The organism is Streptomyces sp. CRCS-T-1 (assembly GCF_024442335.1).
Taxonomy (GTDB): domain Bacteria; phylum Actinomycetota; class Actinomycetes; order Streptomycetales; family Streptomycetaceae; genus Streptomyces; species Streptomyces koelreuteriae.
On the sequence record NZ_CP101651.1, the window covers coordinates 2670490 to 2688767 of the forward strand.

Below are 18278 nucleotides of genomic sequence, written 5' to 3' on the forward strand. Positions count from 1 at the left end.
CCGTGCCGGTTGTCCACAGGCGGGCCCTGATAGTCGTACTAATGCGGCAGGCGTCACGTCCGGCAGGGCCCGGCCCCCGGGAATGGCGGCCCCTTCGCGTACGTTCCACCTCTGCGACCACCCGCCCCGAGCCCCCCGAAGGAGCACGAGAGACATGCTGGGCACTGTGACGATGTACAGCACCACGTGGTGCGGCTACTGCCGCCGGCTGAAGAGCCAGATGGACCGCGAGGGCATCGCGTACACCGAGATCAACATCGAGCAGGACCCGGAGTCCGCCGCGTTCGTGGAGAAGGCGAATGGCGGAAACCAGACGGTGCCCACCGTTCTCTTCCCGGACGGCTCGACCCTCACCAACCCGTCGCTGGCCCAGGTGAAGCAGAAGGTCGGCGCGTAGGCGCGGCACGGTTGTGCGGGGAAGGCGGTTCCTGAGGCGGCTCGGGAACCGCCTTCTCCGTCTCTGCGGCCGGGGCGGGGACGCGGCTCACACGGGCGTCAGGCCGCGCTCCTCGTCGGGAGCGGCTTGCCGTACCAGAGTTCGATCAGGCGGGCCGCGATGGAGATGCCGTACGGCGGGAGCACCTCGCCGGACTCGAAGGCGGCGCGCAGGTCGTCGCGGGAGAACCAGCGGGCCTCGTGGATCTCGTCGCCGTCGACCTCGATCTCGGTCGAGGTGGCGCGGGCCATGAAGCCCAGCATGAGGCTGGACGGGAAGGGCCAGGGCTGGCTGGCGACGTACTCGACCGGGCCGACGGTGATGCCGACCTCCTCGTGGACCTCGCGGCGCACCGACTGCTCGATGGACTCGCCGGGCTCGACGAAGCCGGCGAGCGTCGAGAAGCGGCCTTCGGGCCAGTGGACCTGGCGGCCGAGCAGGATGCGGTCGTCCTCGTCGGTCACGGCCATGATCACGGCGGGGTCCGTGCGCGGGTAGTGCTCGGCGCCGCAGGCCTGGCAGCGGCGGATGTGGCCGGCCGCGGCGATGACGGTGCGCTCGCCGCAGCGCGAGCAGAAACGGTGCGTGCGCTGCCAGTTCTCCAGACCCACCGCGTGCACCATCAGGCCCACGTCACGGGCCGACAGGAGCAGGCCCGCCTCGCGCAGGCCCGCCGGGCGGGCGGACTGGTCCATGCGCCCGGGCAGCGAGTCCTTCTGGAGGGCGAAGTAGCTGACGCCGTCCTCGTCTATGCCGAGGAAGTACCGGTGCGCCTCGGTGAGGGGGGCCTCGAAGGAGGGGATCATGACGAGTTCGGTGTGCCCGTCCGCCGTCTCGTCGATGAGGACCTGGCCGCCGGAGACCACGAAACAGCGCGTCGAGGGGTGGCTCCACGCCGCCGCGAGCCAGGCCTCGTCGAGCCGGTGGTGCGCGCCCCTGTCGATGCCGCTCGGGGCGGTGAGCGAGATGGGTCGGTCGGCGTATCGGTCGGTCCAGGTGGTCACTGGTGCTTCCAACTCCCCGGTGGAACGGTCGGGTTCTGCGGGCTGATCAGCGGGACATGCGGCGGGAGGTGACCGGGTCCGGCGGGGCTCGGGCGGTGCGGGGCAGTTCCTCCAGTGTGCCCCTCGCGCGCGGCCGGTCCGGGCGACCCGGGACGCTCAGGGCGCATCGCGCCAGTTCTCGGCGAGGTCGCCCCACAGGTACGCGGTGGTCTCGACGCCCTTGAGGAGCAGGTCGAGTTCGACTTTCTCGTTCGGCGCGTGCCAGCCGTCGGACGGGACGGAGATGCCGAGGAAGAGCACCGGAGCACCGAGGACGTCCTGGAGGTCCGCGGCCGGTCCGGAGCCTCCCTCTCGGGTGAAGCGGACGGGCTTTTCGAAGGCCCGTCCCATCGCGCGGGCCACCGACCGGAGGGCCGGGTGGTCCAGCGGGGTCAGGCACGGGCGCGTGGCGCCGCTGAAGGTGATCTCGCAGCGGATCCCGGCGGGCACCTGCCGCTCGGCCCAGGCGCGGACGGCCTGCTCCACATGGTCGGGGTCCTGGCCCGCCACCAGCCGGAAGGACAGCTTCACCAGGGCGGAGGACGGAATGATCGTCTTGCTGCCGGGGCCCTGGTAACCGCCGCCGATGCCGTTGACCTCGGCGGTGGGGCGGGCCCAGACACGCTCCAGGGTGGTGTACCCGGCCTCCCCTTGAGTGGCGTACGACTTGGCCGTGCGCAGCCACTGCGACTCGTCGAAGGGCAGTTCGGCGAGGAGTTCGCGCTCGCGGTCGGTGAGGTCGACCACGCCGTCGTAGAAGCCCGGGATCGCCACGCGCGCGTGCTCGTCGTGCAGGGCGGCGACGAGGCGGGCGGCCGTGGTCGCCGGGTTGGGCACCGCGCCGCCGAAGGAGCCGGAGTGGATGTCCTGGTCGGGGCCGTGCAGCCGTATCTCGCATTCGGCGAGGCCGCGCATGCCCGTGCACACCGTGGGGGTGTCCTCGGACCACATGCCGGTGTCGGAGACGATCACGGCGTCGGCGGCGAGCCGCTCGGCGTGCTCCTCGACGAGGGCCCGGAAGTGGGGCGAGCCGGACTCCTCCTCGCCCTCGATCAGCAGCTTCAGATGCACGGCCGGGGTGCTGCGGCCGGTGGCGGCGAGGTGGGCGCGGACGCCGAGGGTGTGGAAGAACACCTGGCCCTTGTCGTCGGCCGCCCCGCGCGCGTAGAGACGGTTCTCGCGGACGACGGGCTCGAAGGGGTCGCTGTCCCAGCCGTCCTCCCGGGCGGCGGGCTGCACGTCGTGGTGGCCGTAGACCAGCACCGTGGGCGCCTGCGGGTCGTCGGAGGGCCACTCGGCGAAGACGGCGGGGGCGCCGGGGGTCTGCCAGACCTCGGCCGTCGGGAACCCGGTCTCCTTCAGCTCGGCGGCGAGCCAGTCGGCACTGCGTCGTACGTCGGGCGCGTGGTCCGGCTGGGCGGACACCGACGGGATGCGCAGCCACTCGGCGAGGTCGTCGAGGAAGGCGTCGCGGTGCTGCTGGATGTACGTACGGACGACGCTGTCCGGGGTCTGGCTCATGGTCACGAGCCTATCGGCCCGCACCGACGTCCTCGGAGTGCGGTTCCTCACCGGGCGGCTCCTCGCTCAGCAGCCGCTCCAGCGCCGCGCGGTCCGGCAGATCGTCGGGGCGGACGATCTCGCCGGTGCGTACGTACAGGAATCCGGCCGTGACGGATTCCGGGGGTACGCCCTGCTGCTCGGCCCAGGCGAGGCGGTAGACGGCGAGCTGGAGGGGGTCCGCGGTGCGTGCGCGGTGGGTCTTCCAGTCGACGATCTCGTACGTCGCGCTCTCGCCGTCGCCCTCCTTGTAGACGGCGTCGATGCGGCCCCGTACGACGCGGCCGGCGAGCGCGAGCTGGAAGGGGGCCTCCACCCGGTAGGGCGTGCGGTGGGCGTACTCGGTCTGCTCGAAGGCGTCCTTGAGGGCCTCCAGGTCCCGTTCGTCGGCGATCTCCGCTTCGCGGCCGGGCAGCTCCTCCGGCTCCAGCAGGGGCAGCGTCAGCTCTTCGAAGCGGGCCTCGACCCAGGCGTGGAAGCGGGTGCCGCGGCGGGCGGCGGGCTGGGGCGGGCGGGGCATGGGCCGGGCCAGCTCCTGAGCGAGGCCGTCCGGGTCGGCGGCCAGGAGCAGGAGCTGGGTGGCCGTGAGGGAGGTGGGCAGGGGGACCTCGGTGACGCTGTCGCGGGCGCGCAGGAGCTCGCCGGTGAGGGCGTCGAGGTCGCGGTCCCAGGAGGCGACGGTGCGGGATTCCTCCGGGGTGAGGTATGGGTGTGAGTCCTGAGGTTCCGGTGGTCCCGCCTGGTGGGGGACTGTGGGGCCGTCTGCCGGCCGTGCGTCTCCGGCCGCTGGGTCGTCGAAGCCCACGGTGTCCTCGTCGAAGTCGAACGGGTCGGGCTCGTCGTACGGAGGCTCGTCGTCCTCGGGGGGCGGGGGCCACTCCGGGTCGTCGATCGCGTCCGGGTCGTGCACGGCCGCCGGGTGCCCGTCCTCCTGGGAGGCGAGGTCCTCCAGGTGGGCCAGGACGGTCTCGGCGGCGGCGCGGCGGCGGGCCAGGGCCGCCTCGTCCAGGGGCAGGGGCCAGACCTGGTCGGCGGTGGCCTGGTGCAGGGCCGGGTTCTCCTCGTCCTCGGCGGGTTCGTCCGCCCAGGCCTCGATCTCGCCGTACCCGGCCGCGCAGTGCTCGTAGAGGTCCTGGAGGAACGCCGAGGGGCCTCGGCGCTTCTTCTGGGTGGGGCCCCACCAGTGGCCGGAGCCCAGAAGCAGGGAGCGGGGGCGGGTGAAGGTGACGTAGCCGAGGCGGAGTTCCTCGGTGTGCTGGTGGTCCTTCATGGCCTCCTGGAAGGCCTTGAGGCCCTTGGCGTCCCAGGAGGTGATGCCGGGGAGGGTGTCGGCGTCGCCGCGCAGTTCGTGGGGCAGGACCTTGCCCTGGGAGGTCCACTTCTCGCGGCCCTGGCTGCTGGGGAAGGTGCCGGTGACCAGGCCGGGGACGACCACGACGTCCCATTCCAGGCCCTTGGACTTGTGGGCGGTGAGCACCTTGACGGTGTTCTCGCCGCCGGGGAGGGCGTTGTCGAGGCCCTTCTCGTACTGCGCGGCGGTGCGCAGGAAGCCGAGGAAGGCGAGCAGGCTCGCTTCGTTGTCACCGGCGGCGAAGGAGGCGGCGACGTCCAGGAAGTTGGAGAGGGTCTCGCGGCGGCGCGCCGCCAGGGCGTGCGGGGACGCCGACAGCTCCACCTCCAGGCCGGTGACGGCGAGGACGCGGTGCAGGACGTCCATCAGAGGGTCGGACAGGGAGCGGCGCAGGTCGCGCAGTTCGGTGGCCAGACGGGCGAAGCGCACGCGCGCGTCGGGCGAGAAGGGCAGCCCGTCGTCGTCCCCCTGGCCGTCCAGCGGCGTCTCCAGGAAGGTGTCGAGGGCGTCCGCGAGGGAGATCACCTCGGCCGGGTCGACCCCCTCGACGGCCTCGGCGAGGCGCCGGTCCGGGTCGTCCTCGCCCTCCACGCGCGCGTGGGTGACGAGGAACCGGGCCCGCCGCCCCAGCAGGGCGAGGTCGCGCGGGCCGATGCGCCAGCGCGGGCCGGTCAGCAGGCGGACCAGGGAGGCGTTGGCGCCGGGGTCCTGGAGGACCTCGCAGACGGCGACGAGGTCGGCGATCTCGGGCAGGTGCAGCAACCCGGACAGGCCGACGACCTCGACCGGGATGTCCCGGGCCACGAGTGCGCCCTGGATCTCGGAGAAGTCGGTCGCCGTGCGGCACAGGACCGCGATCTCGCCGGGGGCCGTCCCGGTCCTCACGAGGTGGGCGACGGAGTCGGCGGCCCAGTCGATCTCCTCGGCGTGCGTGCGCAGCAGGGCGCAGCGCACGATGCCGTCGCGTTCGGCCCCGGGGGCGGGGCGAAGCGCCTCCACGCCCGCGTGCAGGGCGCGCAGCGGCTCCGCGAGGCCGTTGGCGAGGTCGAGGAGGCGGCCGCCGCTGCGGCGGTTCTCGCTGAGCGCCTGCCGGGTCGCGGGGCGGCCGTCGGCGCGGGCGAAGTGCTCGGGGAAGTCGTCGAGGTTGGCGACGGAGGCGCCGCGCCAGCCGTAGATCGCCTGGCAGGGGTCGCCGACCGCGGTGACCGGGTGGCCGGTGCCCTCGCCGAACAGGCCCGCAAGGAGGACGCGCTGGGCGACAGAGGTGTCCTGGTACTCGTCGAGCAGGACCACCCGGAACTCGTCGCGCAGGAGGCGGCCCACCTCGGGGATCCCGGCGAGCCGGGCCGACAGGGCGATCTGGTCGCCGAAGTCGAGCAGGTCCCGCTCGCGCTTGGCGGCCCGGTAGCGGGTCACCAACTCGGCCAGTTCACGCCGCGCGGCGGCTGCTTCGGGGACCTTGCGCAGATCGCCGTTGCTGAGCTTGACGCCGCCCAGGGTCAGCAGCAGTTCGGCGTCGTACGCGCGCAGCGCCTCCGGGCGTACGAGGTGCTCGGCGAGTTCGGAGTCGAGGGCGAGGAGGTCGCCGACCAGGTCCGGGAAGGAACGGGTCAGGGCCGGATAGGAGCCCGGGGCCTCGCGCAGGACGCGCGCGGCGAGCTGGAAGCGGGTCGCGTCGGCGAGCAGCCGGGAGGTCGGCTCGAGCCCGATGCGCAGGCCGTGGTCGGTCAGCAGACGGCCCGCGAAGGAGTGGTACGTGGAGATCACCGGCTCGCCCGGCGGGTTGTCCGGGTCGATGGCGTCCGGGTCGGTGACACCGGCCTTGACCAGCGCCTTGCGCACGCGCTCGGCGAGTTCGGCGGCGGCCTTGTTGGTGAAGGTGAGTCCGAGCACCTGCTCGGGGGCGACCTGGCCGGTGCCGACCAGCCACACCACACGGGCCGCCATCACCGTCGTCTTGCCCGAGCCGGCGCCGGCCACGATCACCTGCGGGGCGGGCGGCGCGGTGATGCAGGCCGACTGCTCCGGGGTGAACGGGATGCCGAGGAGCTCCTTGAGCTGTTCGGGATCGGTGATTCGGGCGGGCACAACGACAGAGGCTAGTAGCGACCACTGACAGTGGTGGCCGGATCGGTCTCCGGGGAGGATCCGCAGAGGCCCCGGGGACGAAGAGGCGCAGGTCAGCGCAGGTGGTGCGATAGCTCACTCGACGACATGGCGGCCCTCCTGGCGCGCGCTGCACGAGGCCCTGAACGAGCAGTGCGTGCAGTGCTGTCCGGCGGTCGGCGTGAACCGCTCGTCGAGGACCTTCCCGGCGGCGGTGGCCAGCAGATCGCCGACCCACTCCCCCTCCAGCGGCTCCTGGGCCTGCACCTTGGGCAGGGTCTCGCCGCCGTCGCGCCGGGCGGCGCCCTGCCGGAGGTGGACGAGTTCGGCGCCGCCCGGCTCGGGACGCACGCCGTCGAAGGCGTCGTCGACGGCGCCCTCGCGGACGGCGAGCTGGTAGACGGCGAGCTGCGGGTGGCGTTCGACCTCCTTGCCGGTGGGCGCCTGCTTGCCGGTCTTGAAGTCGACCACGTAGGCGCGGCCGTCGCCGTCCGCCTCGACGCGGTCCATCTGGCCCCTGATGCGCACCTCGTATTCGCCCGCTTCGAGGGTGACGTCGAAGTCGTGCTCGCTGGCGACCGGGGTACGCCCGGTGCGGTCCATGACGTGCCACTGGAGGAACCGTTCGAGCGCCACGCGCGCGTTGTCCTTCTCCTGGTCCGACTTCCAGGGCGCGTCGAAGGCGAGCGCGTTCCACACGGAGTCGAGGCGTTCCATGAGGACGGAGAGGTCGGCCGGGGTGTGCCCGGAGGCGACCTCGTCGGCGAGGACGTGCACGACGTTGCCGAAGCCCTGTGCGGCGGTCGCGGGCGCGTCGGCCTTCACCTCGCGGCCCAGGAACCACTGCAGGGCGCAGGTGTTGGCCAGCTGGTCGAGGGCACTGCCGGAGAGCACGACGGGCTGGTCGCGGTTGCGCAGCGGCATCTTGGACTGCGTCGGCTCGAACATGCCCCACCAGCGGTAGGGGTGCGCGGACGGCACCAGGGGGCGGCCGTCCTCGTCGGCGAGGGCGGCGAGCCGGGCGAGGCGCCGGGCGGCGGCTTCCCGGAGGGCGTCGGAGACGCGCGGGTCGACGGTGGTGGCGCGCAGTTCGGCGACGAGTGCCGCGACGGACAGCGGGCGGCGCGGGCGTCCGGTGACGTCCTTGGGTTCGACGCCGAGCTCGGTGAGGAAGCGGGAGGGCTGGTCGCCGTCGTCCGCCGGGGCCTTGACCGCGGTGACGACGAGACGCTCACGCGCGCGCGTGGCGGCCACGTAGAACAGGCGGCGTTCCTCGGCGAGCAGCGCGCCGGGGGTGAGGGGTTCGGCGAGTCCGTCGCGCCCGATGCGGTCGGCCTCCAGGAGGGAGCCGCGGCGGCGCAGGTCGGGCCAGAGCCCCTCCTGGACGCCCGCGACGACCACGAGGCGCCACTGGAGGCCCTTGGAACGGTGCGCGGTCATCAGGCGGACGGCTTCGGGGCGTACGGCACGTCGTGTGAGGGTGTCGGCGGCGATGTCCTCGGCCTCGATCTCCTCCAGGAAGTTCAGCGTGCCCCGGCCGCCGGTGCGCTCCTCGGCGCGGGCCGCCGTCGCGAACAGCGCGCAGACCGCGTCCAGGTCACGGTCCGCGTTGCGCCCGGCCGCGCCGCCGCGGCGGGCGGCCCGCTCCAGCCGGGCGGGCCACGGTGTGCCGTTCCACAGGTCCCACAGCGCCTCCTCGGCCGTACCGCCGCCCGCCAGGCGTTCGCGGGCCTTGCGGAGCAGCGCGCCGAGGCGCTGTGCCCCGCGCACGTACGCGGGGTCGTGCACGGCCAGCCGCTCCGGCTCGGCGAGGGCCTGCGCGAGCAGCACGTCGGAGGGCGGCGGCAGCGGGTTGCCCGCAGCCCGCTCCTCGTCCCGCAGGGCCCGGCCGAGACGGCGCAGGTCGGCGGCGTCCATGCTCGCGAGGGGGGAGGTGAGGAGGGTGAGGGCGGTCTCGGTGTCGAGCCAGGAGGGGTCCGGCTCGGCGGATGGGCTGCCCCCGGAAGCGGAAGGGGCATCCTCGGAAGCGGAGAGTTCGTCCTTGGAAGCGGAGGATTCGTCCTCGGAAGCGGAGGGTTCGTCCTTGGAAGAGGCCTCCCCCTCGGGAGCCCTCGACGCCTCCGCCGCGGCCACCGCCCGTAGCGCCGTCAGGAGTGGTGCCACCGCCGGTTCGTGCCGGAGGGGTACGTCGTCGCCGTCGACGTCCACCGGGACACCGGCCGCCGTGAGGGCGCGGCGGACCGTGGGGACGGTGCGGGAGCCGGCGCGCACCAGCACGGCCATCTCGCTCCACGGGACGCCGTCCTCCAGGTGGGCCCTGCGGAGGATGTCGGCGATGTTGTCCAGCTCGGTCCCCGAGGTCGGGTACGTGTACGCCTCGACCCGGCCGCCGTCCCGCACGGGCGCGAGTTCGCGATGGGCGCGCACCTTCTCGGCGGGCAGGCGGGTCAGCGGCATGCGCTGGGTCAGCAGCCGGGTGGCGGCCAGCAGGCCGGCGCCGGAGCGGCGGGACGTGCGCAGCACCGCGACGGGGGCCGGGCGGCCGTCCGCGCGCGGGAAGGTGTGCGGGAAGTCGAGGATGCCGTTCACGTCCGCCCCGCGGAACGTGTAGATCGACTGGTCGGGGTCACCGAAGGCGACGAGGGTGCGGCCACCGCCCGCCAGGGCGTGCAGAAGTCGTACCTGAGAGGGATCCGTGTCCTGGTACTCGTCGACGTAGACGGCGTCGTACCGGGCGGCGAGCCACGCGGCGACCTCGGGGCGGCGGGCGAGGAGTACCGCGCGGTGGACGAGTTCCGCGTAGTCGATCACGCCCTGGAGATCGAGGACGTCGAGGTACTCGGCGAGGAAGGCGGCCGCCGCGCGCCAGTCGGGGCGGCCCGTGCTGCGGGCGAAGGCGTCCAGGGCGTCGGGGCCGAGGCCCAGTTCACGGCTGCGGGCGAGGACCGCCCGGACCTCGTCGGCGAAACCGCGCGTGGTCAGGCAGGCGCGCAGTTCGTCCGGCCAGCGCACGTGCGCGAGGCCGAGCCGCTCCAGGTCCACCTGGCCCGCGAGCAGCTCCCGTACGGACACGTCCTGCTCGGGGCCGGACAGCAGTCGCATCGGCTCCACGAACAGGTCGCTGTCCTGGTGGGCGCGGACCAGGGCGTAGCAGAACGAGTGGAAGGTGGTCGCCCGGGGAGCGCGGGCCGCCCCGGCCCGGGTGGCCATGCGGTCGCGCAGTTCGACGGCCGCCCTGCGGCTGAAGGTGAGGACCAGGACGCGCTCGGGGTCCCCGCCCCGGGCGATGCGCTCGGTCACGGACTCGACGAGCGTGGTGGTCTTGCCGGTGCCCGGACCTGCGAGGACGAGCAGCGGGCCGGACCCGTGGTCAACCACGGAGCGCTGCGCGGCGTCCAGAAGAGGGGGGTCCACCCGGGCAGGAGGGGTACGAACCAGTCGATAAGCGCCACGGCTCCCCCGCCGCACCCGGGGGTGCGACAGGCCGCTGGTGGAGGAAGAGGAGCTCACGTGGTTCGCCGGTCCTGGTGGAAGTACTGGTGGGCGGGCCACCGCGCGTGGCGGGAGGTGACCTCGGGGTGACGGGGGCACGCGCAGCCGACGCTACGCCGACGGATGAGGCGGAAGCAGGGCTTCCCCTTCTTCCCGCCGGCCACTCGCGGCGCTCGCGCCACTCATGCCCCTCGCCTCACGAACGTACGTCATGGCACCGACGTGCCCCGATTCCCCCGTCCGGATCACGGGCCACACGGGCGGCCGTCCGATGGCGGAAGCTGTCAGGTGTGACCCTCCGCGCGTTCGCCGCCGTCCCACCGCGCCCGTCGCATGTCGATCCGCGGCAGGTGGTCCTCGGCGGCCCGGCTCGCTTCCTTCAGGGGTGTGCCCTCCGCGCGGTAGTGGCCGAGCGCCCGCTGCTCGTGTCCCGGGAGCAGGCGGCCGTCCGCGCGGACGACCCGCCACCACGGAACGGCTCCCCCGTAGAGAGCCATGGCCCGGCCGACCTGCCGCGGGCCGCCCTCCTCGAGCCACTCGGCGACGTCCCCGTATGTCATGACACGGCCCGGCGGGATCAGTTCGGCGACGTCGAGGACCCGCTCGGCATACGCGGGCAGGGCTTCCCCGGGTTCCGCGGGGGCGCCGTCGTCCCCCGTGCGGGTGTCCCGCGCGCCGGCGTCCTGCGGAAGACTCTCCTCGCTCATCCGCCCCATCCTGCCGCACCCCACCGACAACGGGACGCGTGTGCCCACGGGCGTTCCCTCGCCCGGCAGGACCGCGTCGGGCAGACTGTCCGCCCCCGCATGTGCACCCTGATGCCCCCGCGTATCGGTGCGGCATGCCACCATCGTGCGGGCGGTGACCGGTGATACGAGACCAAGAAGAGACGATGAAGCAGCAGGGCGCGCATTCCGAGGACACGGGGAGCACCTCTGACGCTTCGTCGCGCCCGGGCACTCCGGGCGACCGCCCGAAGACGGACGGCGAGCACGGCCCCGAGGAGGCAGGCACGAAGGAACGGCCGGTCGCCGAGGAGCCCGACATCGCGCACATCGACGAGGTGGAGGGCGACGAACCGCTGCTCCCCGCGCGCGTGCACCGCCCGTCCGATCTGATGCGGCTCCTGGTGGGCGTGCTCGCGGTAGCGGTACTGATCGGCATCGCCGCGTTCGCGCACGGCACCACCTCGGGCCTCGAACAGGACATCAACAAGGGCACCGGGCAGGCACCCGATCTGCTCATCAAGATCGCGGGGCTGGCCTCCAGCATCGCCATCCTGCTGGTGCCGGTCGCCTTCGCCATCGAGCGGCTGATCAAGCGGGACGGCCTCAGAATCGCCGACGGCGTGCTCGCGGCGGTCCTCGCGCACGGTGTGACACTCGCCACCGATCTGTGGGTCGCCCGGGCCGCCCCCGACTCGATCCAGGAGGCGCTGACCCAGCCCTCCCCCGGGGACATCCACGCGCTGACCGACCCCGTGCACGGCTATCTGGCGCCGGTCATCGCCTATATGACAGCCGTGGGCATGTCACGCAGACCCAGGTGGCGCACGGTGCTGTGGGTCGTGCTGCTGCTCGACGCCTTCTCGATGCTCGTCACCGGGTACACGACCCCGTTCTCGATCATCCTGACCGTGCTGATCGGCTGGACCGTGGCATACGGCACGCTGTACGCGGTCGGCTCGCCCAATGTCCGTCCCACCGGGCAGACCCTGATGGCCGGTCTGCGGACCGTCGGATTCCGCCCGGTCAGCGCGTCACGCGAGGACACCTCGGACAACCCCGACACCGGCGACCGGGGCCGGCGCTACTTCGTCACGCTCGAGGACGGCCCTCCGCTGGACGTCACGGTGGTCGACCGGGAGCAGCAGGCCCAGGGGTTCTTCTACCGCGCGTGGCGCAATCTGACCCTGCGCGGCTTCGCCACCCGCAGCAGCCTCCAGTCGCTGCGCCAGGCCCTGGAGCAGGAGGCGCTGCTGGCGTACGCGGCCATCGCGGCCGGTGCCAACGCGCCCAAGCTGATCGCCACCTCCGAGCTCGGCCCCGACGCGGTCATGCTCGTCTACGAGCACAGCGGCGCACACACCCTCGACTCGCTGCCGGACGAGGAGATCACCGACAATCTGCTGCGCGACACCTGGCACCAGGTGAAGGCCCTGCAGTCCCGGCGTATCGCGCACCGCAGGCTGGTGGGCGACGCGATCCTGGTGGATCGTTCAGGCACGGTGATCCTCACCGACCTGCGCGGCGGCGAGATCGCGGCCGGCGACCTGCTGCTGCGTATGGACATCTCCCAGCTGCTGGTGACCCTCGGCCTGCGGGTGGGCGCCGAGCGTGCGGTGGCCTCGGCGGTGGGCGTGCTCGGCCCGGACGCGGTGGCGGACTGTCTGCCGATGCTCCAGCCCATCGCGCTCAGCCGCTCCACGCGCGCGACGTTGCGCAAACTGGCCAGGGAGCGGGCACAGCGCGAGCGCGAGGCGGTGCTGGAGGCGTCCCGGCTGGCCAAACAGGCGCGCCTGGAGGAGTCCTCGGACGAGGAGCCGCCGGTCCCCGAGAAGACGGACAAGAAGACCGTACGGGCGGAGCAGCGGGCCGAGAAGCGGGCCATCGACGAGGCCGTGGAGGAGGCACGCGAGGAGGACCTGCTCACGCAGATCCGCCACGAGGTGCTGCTGATCAGGCCGCAGGCACCGGTCGAGCCGGCCCGGCTGGAGCGGGTACGGCCGCGCACACTGATCAGTTTCATGGCCGGCGCGATCGGCGCGTACTTCCTGCTGACGCAGCTCACGCACATCGAGTTCGGACCGCTCATCGCGAACGCCGAGTGGGGCTGGGTCGCGGCCGCGGTGCTGTTCTCGATGTGCAGTTATCTCGCGGCGGCGATGGCGCTGCTGGGGTTCGTGCCCGAGCGGGTGCCGTTCCTGCGGACCGTGGCGGCACAGGTCGCCGGCTCGTTCGTGAAGATCGTCGCCCCGGCGGCGGTGGGCGGCGTCGCCCTGAACACGCGCTTCCTGCAGCGCGCGGGGGTGCGGCCGGGGCTCGCGGTGGCGAGTGTGGGCGCGTCGCAGTTGTTCGGGCTCGGCTGCCACATCCTGATGCTGCTGGCCTTCGGCTATCTGACCGGGACCGAGAAGACGCCGTCGCTGTCGCCGTCCCGGACGGTCATCGCCGGTCTGCTGACGGTGGCGGTGCTCGTGCTCGTGGTGACCTCGGTGCCGTTCCTGCGGAAGTTCGTCGTCACGCGCGTGCGGTCGCTGTTCGCGGGTGTCGTGCCGCGCATGCTGGACGTGTTGCAGCGGCCGCAGAAGCTGGTCACCGGCATCGGCGGCATGCTGCTGCTGACCGCCTGCTTCGTGATGTGCCTGGACGCGTCGATCCGCGCGTTCGGCGACGAGTCCACCTCGATCAGCCTCGCCAGCGTCGCCGTCGTCTTCCTCGCGGGCAACGCCCTGGGATCCGCGGCTCCGACGCCGGGCGGTGTGGGCGCGGTCGAGGCGACCCTGACGGTCGGTCTGATCGCCGTCGGCCTCCCGAAGGAGGTCGCGGCACCGGCGGTGCTGCTGTTCCGCCTGCTGACGCTATGGCTGCCCGTGCTGCCGGGCTGGCTGGCCTTCAACCACCTCACCCGCAAGCAGGCCCTCTGACGCCAGGGCCGGCCGGGCAGGGCTTTCGACCCGCCTTTCGGCACGGCTCTTGGCACAGCTCTCGGCACAGCTTTTGGCAACACCAGTCCCTCCTACCTCGTACGACACGCGTCCCGCGCGGGGGCGCCCGTGCCGCCGCAGGATGGAACCATGCCTTCGCTCCTCCGCCTGCGCGCCGTCGTCCTCACCGCCACCGCCGTGCTGTTGTCCACCGTGCTGGCGGGCTGCGGTGACGACGACACCAAGGGCGAGGACCTCACACGGCAGGAGCTGAGCTGGAAGGCCTGCCCGGCGCCGGACGAGGCCCAGGGCGGAGGCACTCCGCCCTCTCCCCTGCCGGACGACGGCGAGTGGCAGTGCGCCACCATGAAGGCCCCGCTCGACTGGGACGACCCCAAGGGCGACACGATCGGCATCGAGCTGATCCGGGTCCGCACCAGCGGCCCCGCGAGCGAACGCATCGGCTCGCTCATCTTCAACTTCGGCGGACCCGGCGGCTCGGGCGTGACCGCGCTGCCCGGCTTCGCCGAGGACTACAAGACCCTGCGCACCCGCTACGACCTGGTCAGCTTCGACCCGCGCGGAGTCGGCCGCAGCGACCCCGTGATCTGCGAGAACGACCAGCAGCTCGACGCGTACTTCCAGCAGGACGCCACGCCCGACGACTCCGCCGAGCGCACCGAGCTCCTGGACAGCACCACGGAGTTCAACGACGCCTGCGAGGAGAACTCCGAGAAGATCCTTCCGCATGTGCGCACCACCGACGCGGCCCGCGACCTCGACCTGATGCGCCAGGTCCTCGGCGACGACAAGCTGCACTACTTCGGCATCTCCTACGGCACCGAACTGGGCGGCGTCTACGCACACCTGTTCCCCAAGCGGGTCGGTCGTGCCGTGTTCGACGCCGTCGTCGATCCCACGCAGAACCCCGAGCAGGGCTCGCTCGGGCAGGCCAAGGGCTTCCAGCTCGCACTCGACAACTTCGCCGAGGACTGTGTGTCCAAGACCGAGGAGTGCCCCGTCGGCGACAGCGCGCAGGATGTGAAGGACCGTATCGCCACGCTGCTGAGGGACCTCGACCGCAAGCCGATCCCGGGCGTCTTCCCCCGCCAGCTCACCCAGACCGCGGCGACCAGCGGCATCGTGCAGGCGCTGTACTCAAAGGACTTCTGGGAGTACCTCACGGACGGCCTCGAGCAGGCGTACGACGGCGACGGCAGCATCCTGATGCTGCTCTCCGACTCGATGAACGGGCGCAGCGAGAACGGCGAGTACGACAACTCGACCGCCGCCCACACCGCCATCAGCTGCTCCGACTCCAAGCCGCGCTACGACACGGCCTATGTGGAGCAGAAGCTGCCCGAGTTCCGGGCCGCGTCCGCGCTGTTCGGTGACTATCTGGCGTGGGGCATGATCGGCTGCACCGACTGGGCCGTGGCGGGCGCCGCGAACCACCCGGACGTGAGCGCGCCGGGTTCGGCGCCGATCCTGGTCGTGGGCAACACCGGCGACCCGGCCACCCCCTACGAAGGGGCCCGGAAGATGGTGGACGCGCTGGGCAAGGGCGTCGGGGTCGAGCTGACGTACCGGGGTGAGGGGCACGGCGCCTACAACAGCAAGAACAAGTGCGTGCAGAGCGCGGTGGACGGCTATCTGCTGGACGGGAAGGTGCCGCAGGCGGGGACCGTCTGTACCTGAGACGGCACCCAAGGCTGCACGTGAGACTGCACCTGAGGAAGGCCACACCCAGCAAAGCCGCAGGTCAGAAGGTTATCCACAGGCGGACACGGCCGACGCGGGATCTGCCTACCATGGCCTGACCGCCATCCGCAGCACGGTGCGGACGGCCTGCGAGGGGGGACTGGGCGCATGTCGCGCTTCGTACGGTGGACCGCTGTGGCGGTCGCCTCGGCACTGCTCGCGGCGGGCTGCGGCGGCGGCTCGTCCGACGACGACAAGGGCGGCGGCGGGCTCTCCTGGGGCCGCTGCAAGGCCACCGCCGACGCCCCCGCGCCGGGCAACGACTGGCAGTGCGCCACGTTGAAGGTGCCGCTGGACTGGTCGAAGCCGGACGGCGAGACGATAGGACTCGCGCTGATCCGCGCCAAGGCACGCGGCGACGACCGCGTCGGCTCGCTCCTGTTCAACTTCGGCGGCCCCGGCGCCTCGGGCCTGTCCATGATGCCGTCGTACGCCCCGACGGTCTCCCGGCTCCGTGAGCGGTACGACCTGGTGAGCTGGGACCCGCGCGGGGTGGGCGCCAGCGAGGGGGTGCGCTGCCGCGGCGACAAGGAGATCCAGGCCGCCGAGTCGGTGGACGTCACCCCCGACACACCGGCCGAGGAGAAGGCGTACTTCCAGGACGCCGCCGACTTCGGCGAGGGCTGCCAGAAGGACGCCGGGAAGCTCATGGCGCATGTCTCGACCGCCGACTCGGCCCGCGACATGGACCGCATCCGGGACGTCCTCGGCGACGACAGGATGCACTACTTCGGCATCTCCTACGGCACCGAACTGGGCGGCACCTATGCCCACTTGTTCCCGAGGAGGGTGGGGCGGATGACGCTGGACGCGGTCGTCGACCCCGACGCCGACACCGTGGGCCACGCCCAGAACCAGGCCAGGGGCTTCCAGCGGGCGCTGAACGGCTATCTCGAGTCCACGGGCCAGGACCCCGAGGAGGGCACGCGGAAGATCGCGGCCCTGCTGCGACGGATCGACGCCCGGCCCCTGCCGACGGCCACCCCCGGGCGGAAGCTGACCGAGACGCTCGCTGTCACCGGCCTCACCCTGCCGCTGTACAACAAGGAGAGCTGGCCGACCCTGACCAGCGCCCTCGACGCGGCCGAGCGGGGTGACGGCTCGGAGCTGCTCACCCTCGCCGACGGCTACAACGACCGCGCCCCTTCGGGCCACTACGGCACGACCACCCACTCGCAACGGGTCATATCGTGCCTGGACGACAGGCAGCGGCCGACCGCGGCCCGGACGAAGGAGCTGCTGCCGGAGTTCGAGAAGATCTCCCCGGTCTTCGGCCCCTTCCTGGGCTGGGACACGGCCGGCTGGTGCCACGACTGGCCGGTGCCCGGACAGCACGACACCCCGGAGGTCAGCGCCCCCGAGGCGGCACCGATCCTGGTGGTCGGCAACACCGGCGACCCGGCCACCCCCTACGAGGGCGCCCGGAAGATGTCCGGCGAGCTGGGCAAGGGCGTCGGCGTGCTGCTCACCTGGCGGGGCCAGGGCCATGGCGCGTACGGCAGCGGCAGCGACTGCGTGGACTCCACCGTGAATTCGTATCTGCTGAACGGCTCGATCCCGAAGGACGGCAAGGTCTGCTCATGACGACGGCGGGGGCTTCGCGCACTCGTGGTGCCCGAAGCCCCCGCCGGTCGGGAAGGGTGGCCGGATACGGCTCAGTACACCGGCTTGTCCGGCTCGATCTGGTTGACCCAGCCGATCACGCCGCCGCCGACGTGGACCGCGTCCGAGAAGCCCGCGGACTTCAGGACCGCGAGGACTTCCGCACTGCGGACACCCGTCTTGCAGTGCAGGACGATCTTCTTGTCCTGGGGGAGGCTCTCCAGGGCGGTGCCCATGAGGAACTCGTTCTTCGGGATCAGCCGGGCGCCCGGGATGGAGACGATCTCGTACTCGTTCGGCTCGCGGACGTCGATGATGTCGATGCCTTCGCCGTCGTCGATCCACTCCTTGAGCTGCTTGGGAGTGATCGTGGAGTCGGCCGCCGCCGCCTGGGCCTCTTCGGAGACGACGCCGCAGAAGGCCTCGTAGTCGATGAGCTCGGTGACGGTCGGGTTCTCGCCGCAGACCGCGCAGTCGGGATCCTTGCGGACCTTGACCTGGCGGTACTGCATCTCCAGGGCGTCGTAGATCATCAGTCGGCCGACCAGCGGGTCGCCGATGCCGGCGAGCAGCTTGATGGCCTCGTTGACCTGGATGGAGCCGATGGACGCGCACAGCACGCCCAGGACACCGCCCTCGGCGCAGGAGGGGACCATGCCGGGGGGCGGGGGCTCCGGGTAGAGGCAGCGGTAGCAGGGGCCGTGCTCGGACCAGAAGACGGAGGCCTGGCCGTCGAAGCGGTAGATCGAGCCCCAGACGTACGGCTTGTTCAGCAGCACGCAGGCGTCGTTGACCAGGTAGCGGGTCGCGAAGTTGTCCGTGCCGTCGACGATCAGGTCGTACTGACTGAAGATGTCCATCACGTTGTCGGCCTCGAGCCGCTCCTCGTGAAGGATCACGTTCACGTACGGGTTGATGCCGAGGACGGAGTCACGGGCGGACTCGGCCTTGGGGCGGCCGATGTCGGACTGGCTGTGGATGATCTGGCGCTGCAGATTCGACTCGTCGACCTCGTCGAACTCCACGATGCCGAGGGTGCCGACGCCCGCGGCGGCCAGGTACATCAGCGCCGGCGAGCCCAGGCCGCCGGCGCCCACGCACAGCACCTTGGCGTTCTTCAGCCGCTTCTGCCCGTCCATCCCGACGTCGGGGATGATCAGGTGGCGGGAGTACCTGCGGACCTCGTCTACGGTGAGCTCGGAAGCCGGCTCGACCAGGGGTGGCAGCGACACGGGGGCTCCGTTGGTCGGTCAATCACTACGGTTGTTCTCCCCGTAACAG

General features: G+C 72.2%; 10 protein-coding genes. 4 read left to right on the top strand and 6 right to left on the bottom strand.

Annotated features, from left to right (window positions below; translation table 11 throughout):
- Positions 1–154 precede the first annotated feature (154 nt).
- The gene (locus NNW99_RS11720; RefSeq protein WP_031132359.1) at positions 155–397 is read left to right on the top strand and encodes a mycoredoxin; all 243 of its coding nucleotides are present in this window, start codon (positions 155–157) and stop codon (positions 395–397) included.
- 98 nt (positions 398–495) lie between these two features.
- On the opposite strand, the gene nudC is transcribed toward NNW99_RS11720, so the two are convergent.
- The 5 genes from nudC to NNW99_RS11745 form a co-directional block, all read right to left on the bottom strand.
- Positions 496–1440, bottom strand: coding sequence for an NAD(+) diphosphatase (nudC, locus tag NNW99_RS11725; protein ID WP_215118641.1), 945 nt, complete (start codon positions 1438–1440; stop codon positions 496–498).
- A 156-nt stretch (positions 1441–1596) separates the two neighbouring features.
- The gene (locus NNW99_RS11730) at positions 1597–3000 is read right to left on the bottom strand and encodes a dipeptidase (RefSeq protein WP_215118642.1); all 1404 of its coding nucleotides are present in this window, start codon (positions 2998–3000) and stop codon (positions 1597–1599) included.
- A gap of 10 nt (positions 3001–3010) precedes the next feature.
- The gene (locus NNW99_RS11735; protein WP_215118643.1) at positions 3011–6478 is read right to left on the bottom strand and encodes an ATP-dependent DNA helicase; all 3468 of its coding nucleotides are present in this window, start codon (positions 6476–6478) and stop codon (positions 3011–3013) included.
- Positions 6479–6592: 114 nt separating this feature from the next.
- Complete coding sequence (locus tag NNW99_RS11740; RefSeq protein WP_215118644.1) at positions 6593–10006, bottom strand: ATP-dependent DNA helicase; 3414 nt, start codon at positions 10004–10006, stop codon at positions 6593–6595.
- Positions 10007–10272: 266 nt separating this feature from the next.
- A complete protein-coding gene (locus NNW99_RS11745; protein ID WP_251057763.1) occupies positions 10273–10695 on the bottom strand; it encodes an MGMT family protein in 423 nt (140 codons plus the stop codon).
- Positions 10696–10880: 185 nt separating this feature from the next.
- Between NNW99_RS11745 and NNW99_RS11750 the strand changes: the two genes are divergently transcribed.
- From NNW99_RS11750 to NNW99_RS11760, 3 genes are all read left to right on the top strand, one after another.
- Entirely contained in the window at positions 10881–13634 is a 2754-nt protein-coding gene (locus NNW99_RS11750) for a lysylphosphatidylglycerol synthase domain-containing protein (RefSeq protein ID WP_215118646.1), read from the top strand.
- A 150-nt stretch (positions 13635–13784) separates the two neighbouring features.
- Positions 13785–15332, top strand: coding sequence for an alpha/beta hydrolase (locus NNW99_RS11755; protein WP_215118647.1), 1548 nt, complete (start codon positions 13785–13787; stop codon positions 15330–15332).
- Positions 15333–15503: 171 nt separating this feature from the next.
- On the top strand, positions 15504–16979 hold the full coding sequence (locus tag NNW99_RS11760) for an alpha/beta hydrolase (protein ID WP_215118648.1): 1476 nt from the start codon (positions 15504–15506) through the stop codon (positions 16977–16979).
- Positions 16980–17050: 71 nt separating this feature from the next.
- On the opposite strand, the gene moeZ is transcribed toward NNW99_RS11760, so the two are convergent.
- A complete protein-coding gene (gene moeZ / locus NNW99_RS11765; protein ID WP_215118649.1) occupies positions 17051–18229 on the bottom strand; it encodes an adenylyltransferase/sulfurtransferase MoeZ in 1179 nt (392 codons plus the stop codon).
- Positions 18230–18278 lie beyond the last annotated feature (49 nt).

Coding starts and splice junctions, on each gene's coding strand:
- NNW99_RS11760 (WP_215118648.1), top strand. CDS start 15,504: ATGTCGCGCTTCGTACGGTGGACCGCTGTGGCGGTCGCCTCGGCACTG.
- NNW99_RS11755 (WP_215118647.1), top strand. CDS start 13,785: ATGCCTTCGCTCCTCCGCCTGCGCGCCGTCGTCCTCACCGCCACCGCC.
- NNW99_RS11730 (WP_215118642.1), bottom strand. CDS start 3,000: ATGAGCCAGACCCCGGACAGCGTCGTCCGTACGTACATCCAGCAGCAC.
- NNW99_RS11745 (WP_251057763.1), bottom strand. CDS start 10,695: ATGAGCGAGGAGAGTCTTCCGCAGGACGCCGGCGCGCGGGACACCCGC.
- NNW99_RS11750 (WP_215118646.1), top strand. CDS start 10,881: ATGAAGCAGCAGGGCGCGCATTCCGAGGACACGGGGAGCACCTCTGAC.
- NNW99_RS11720 (WP_031132359.1), top strand. CDS start 155: ATGCTGGGCACTGTGACGATGTACAGCACCACGTGGTGCGGCTACTGC.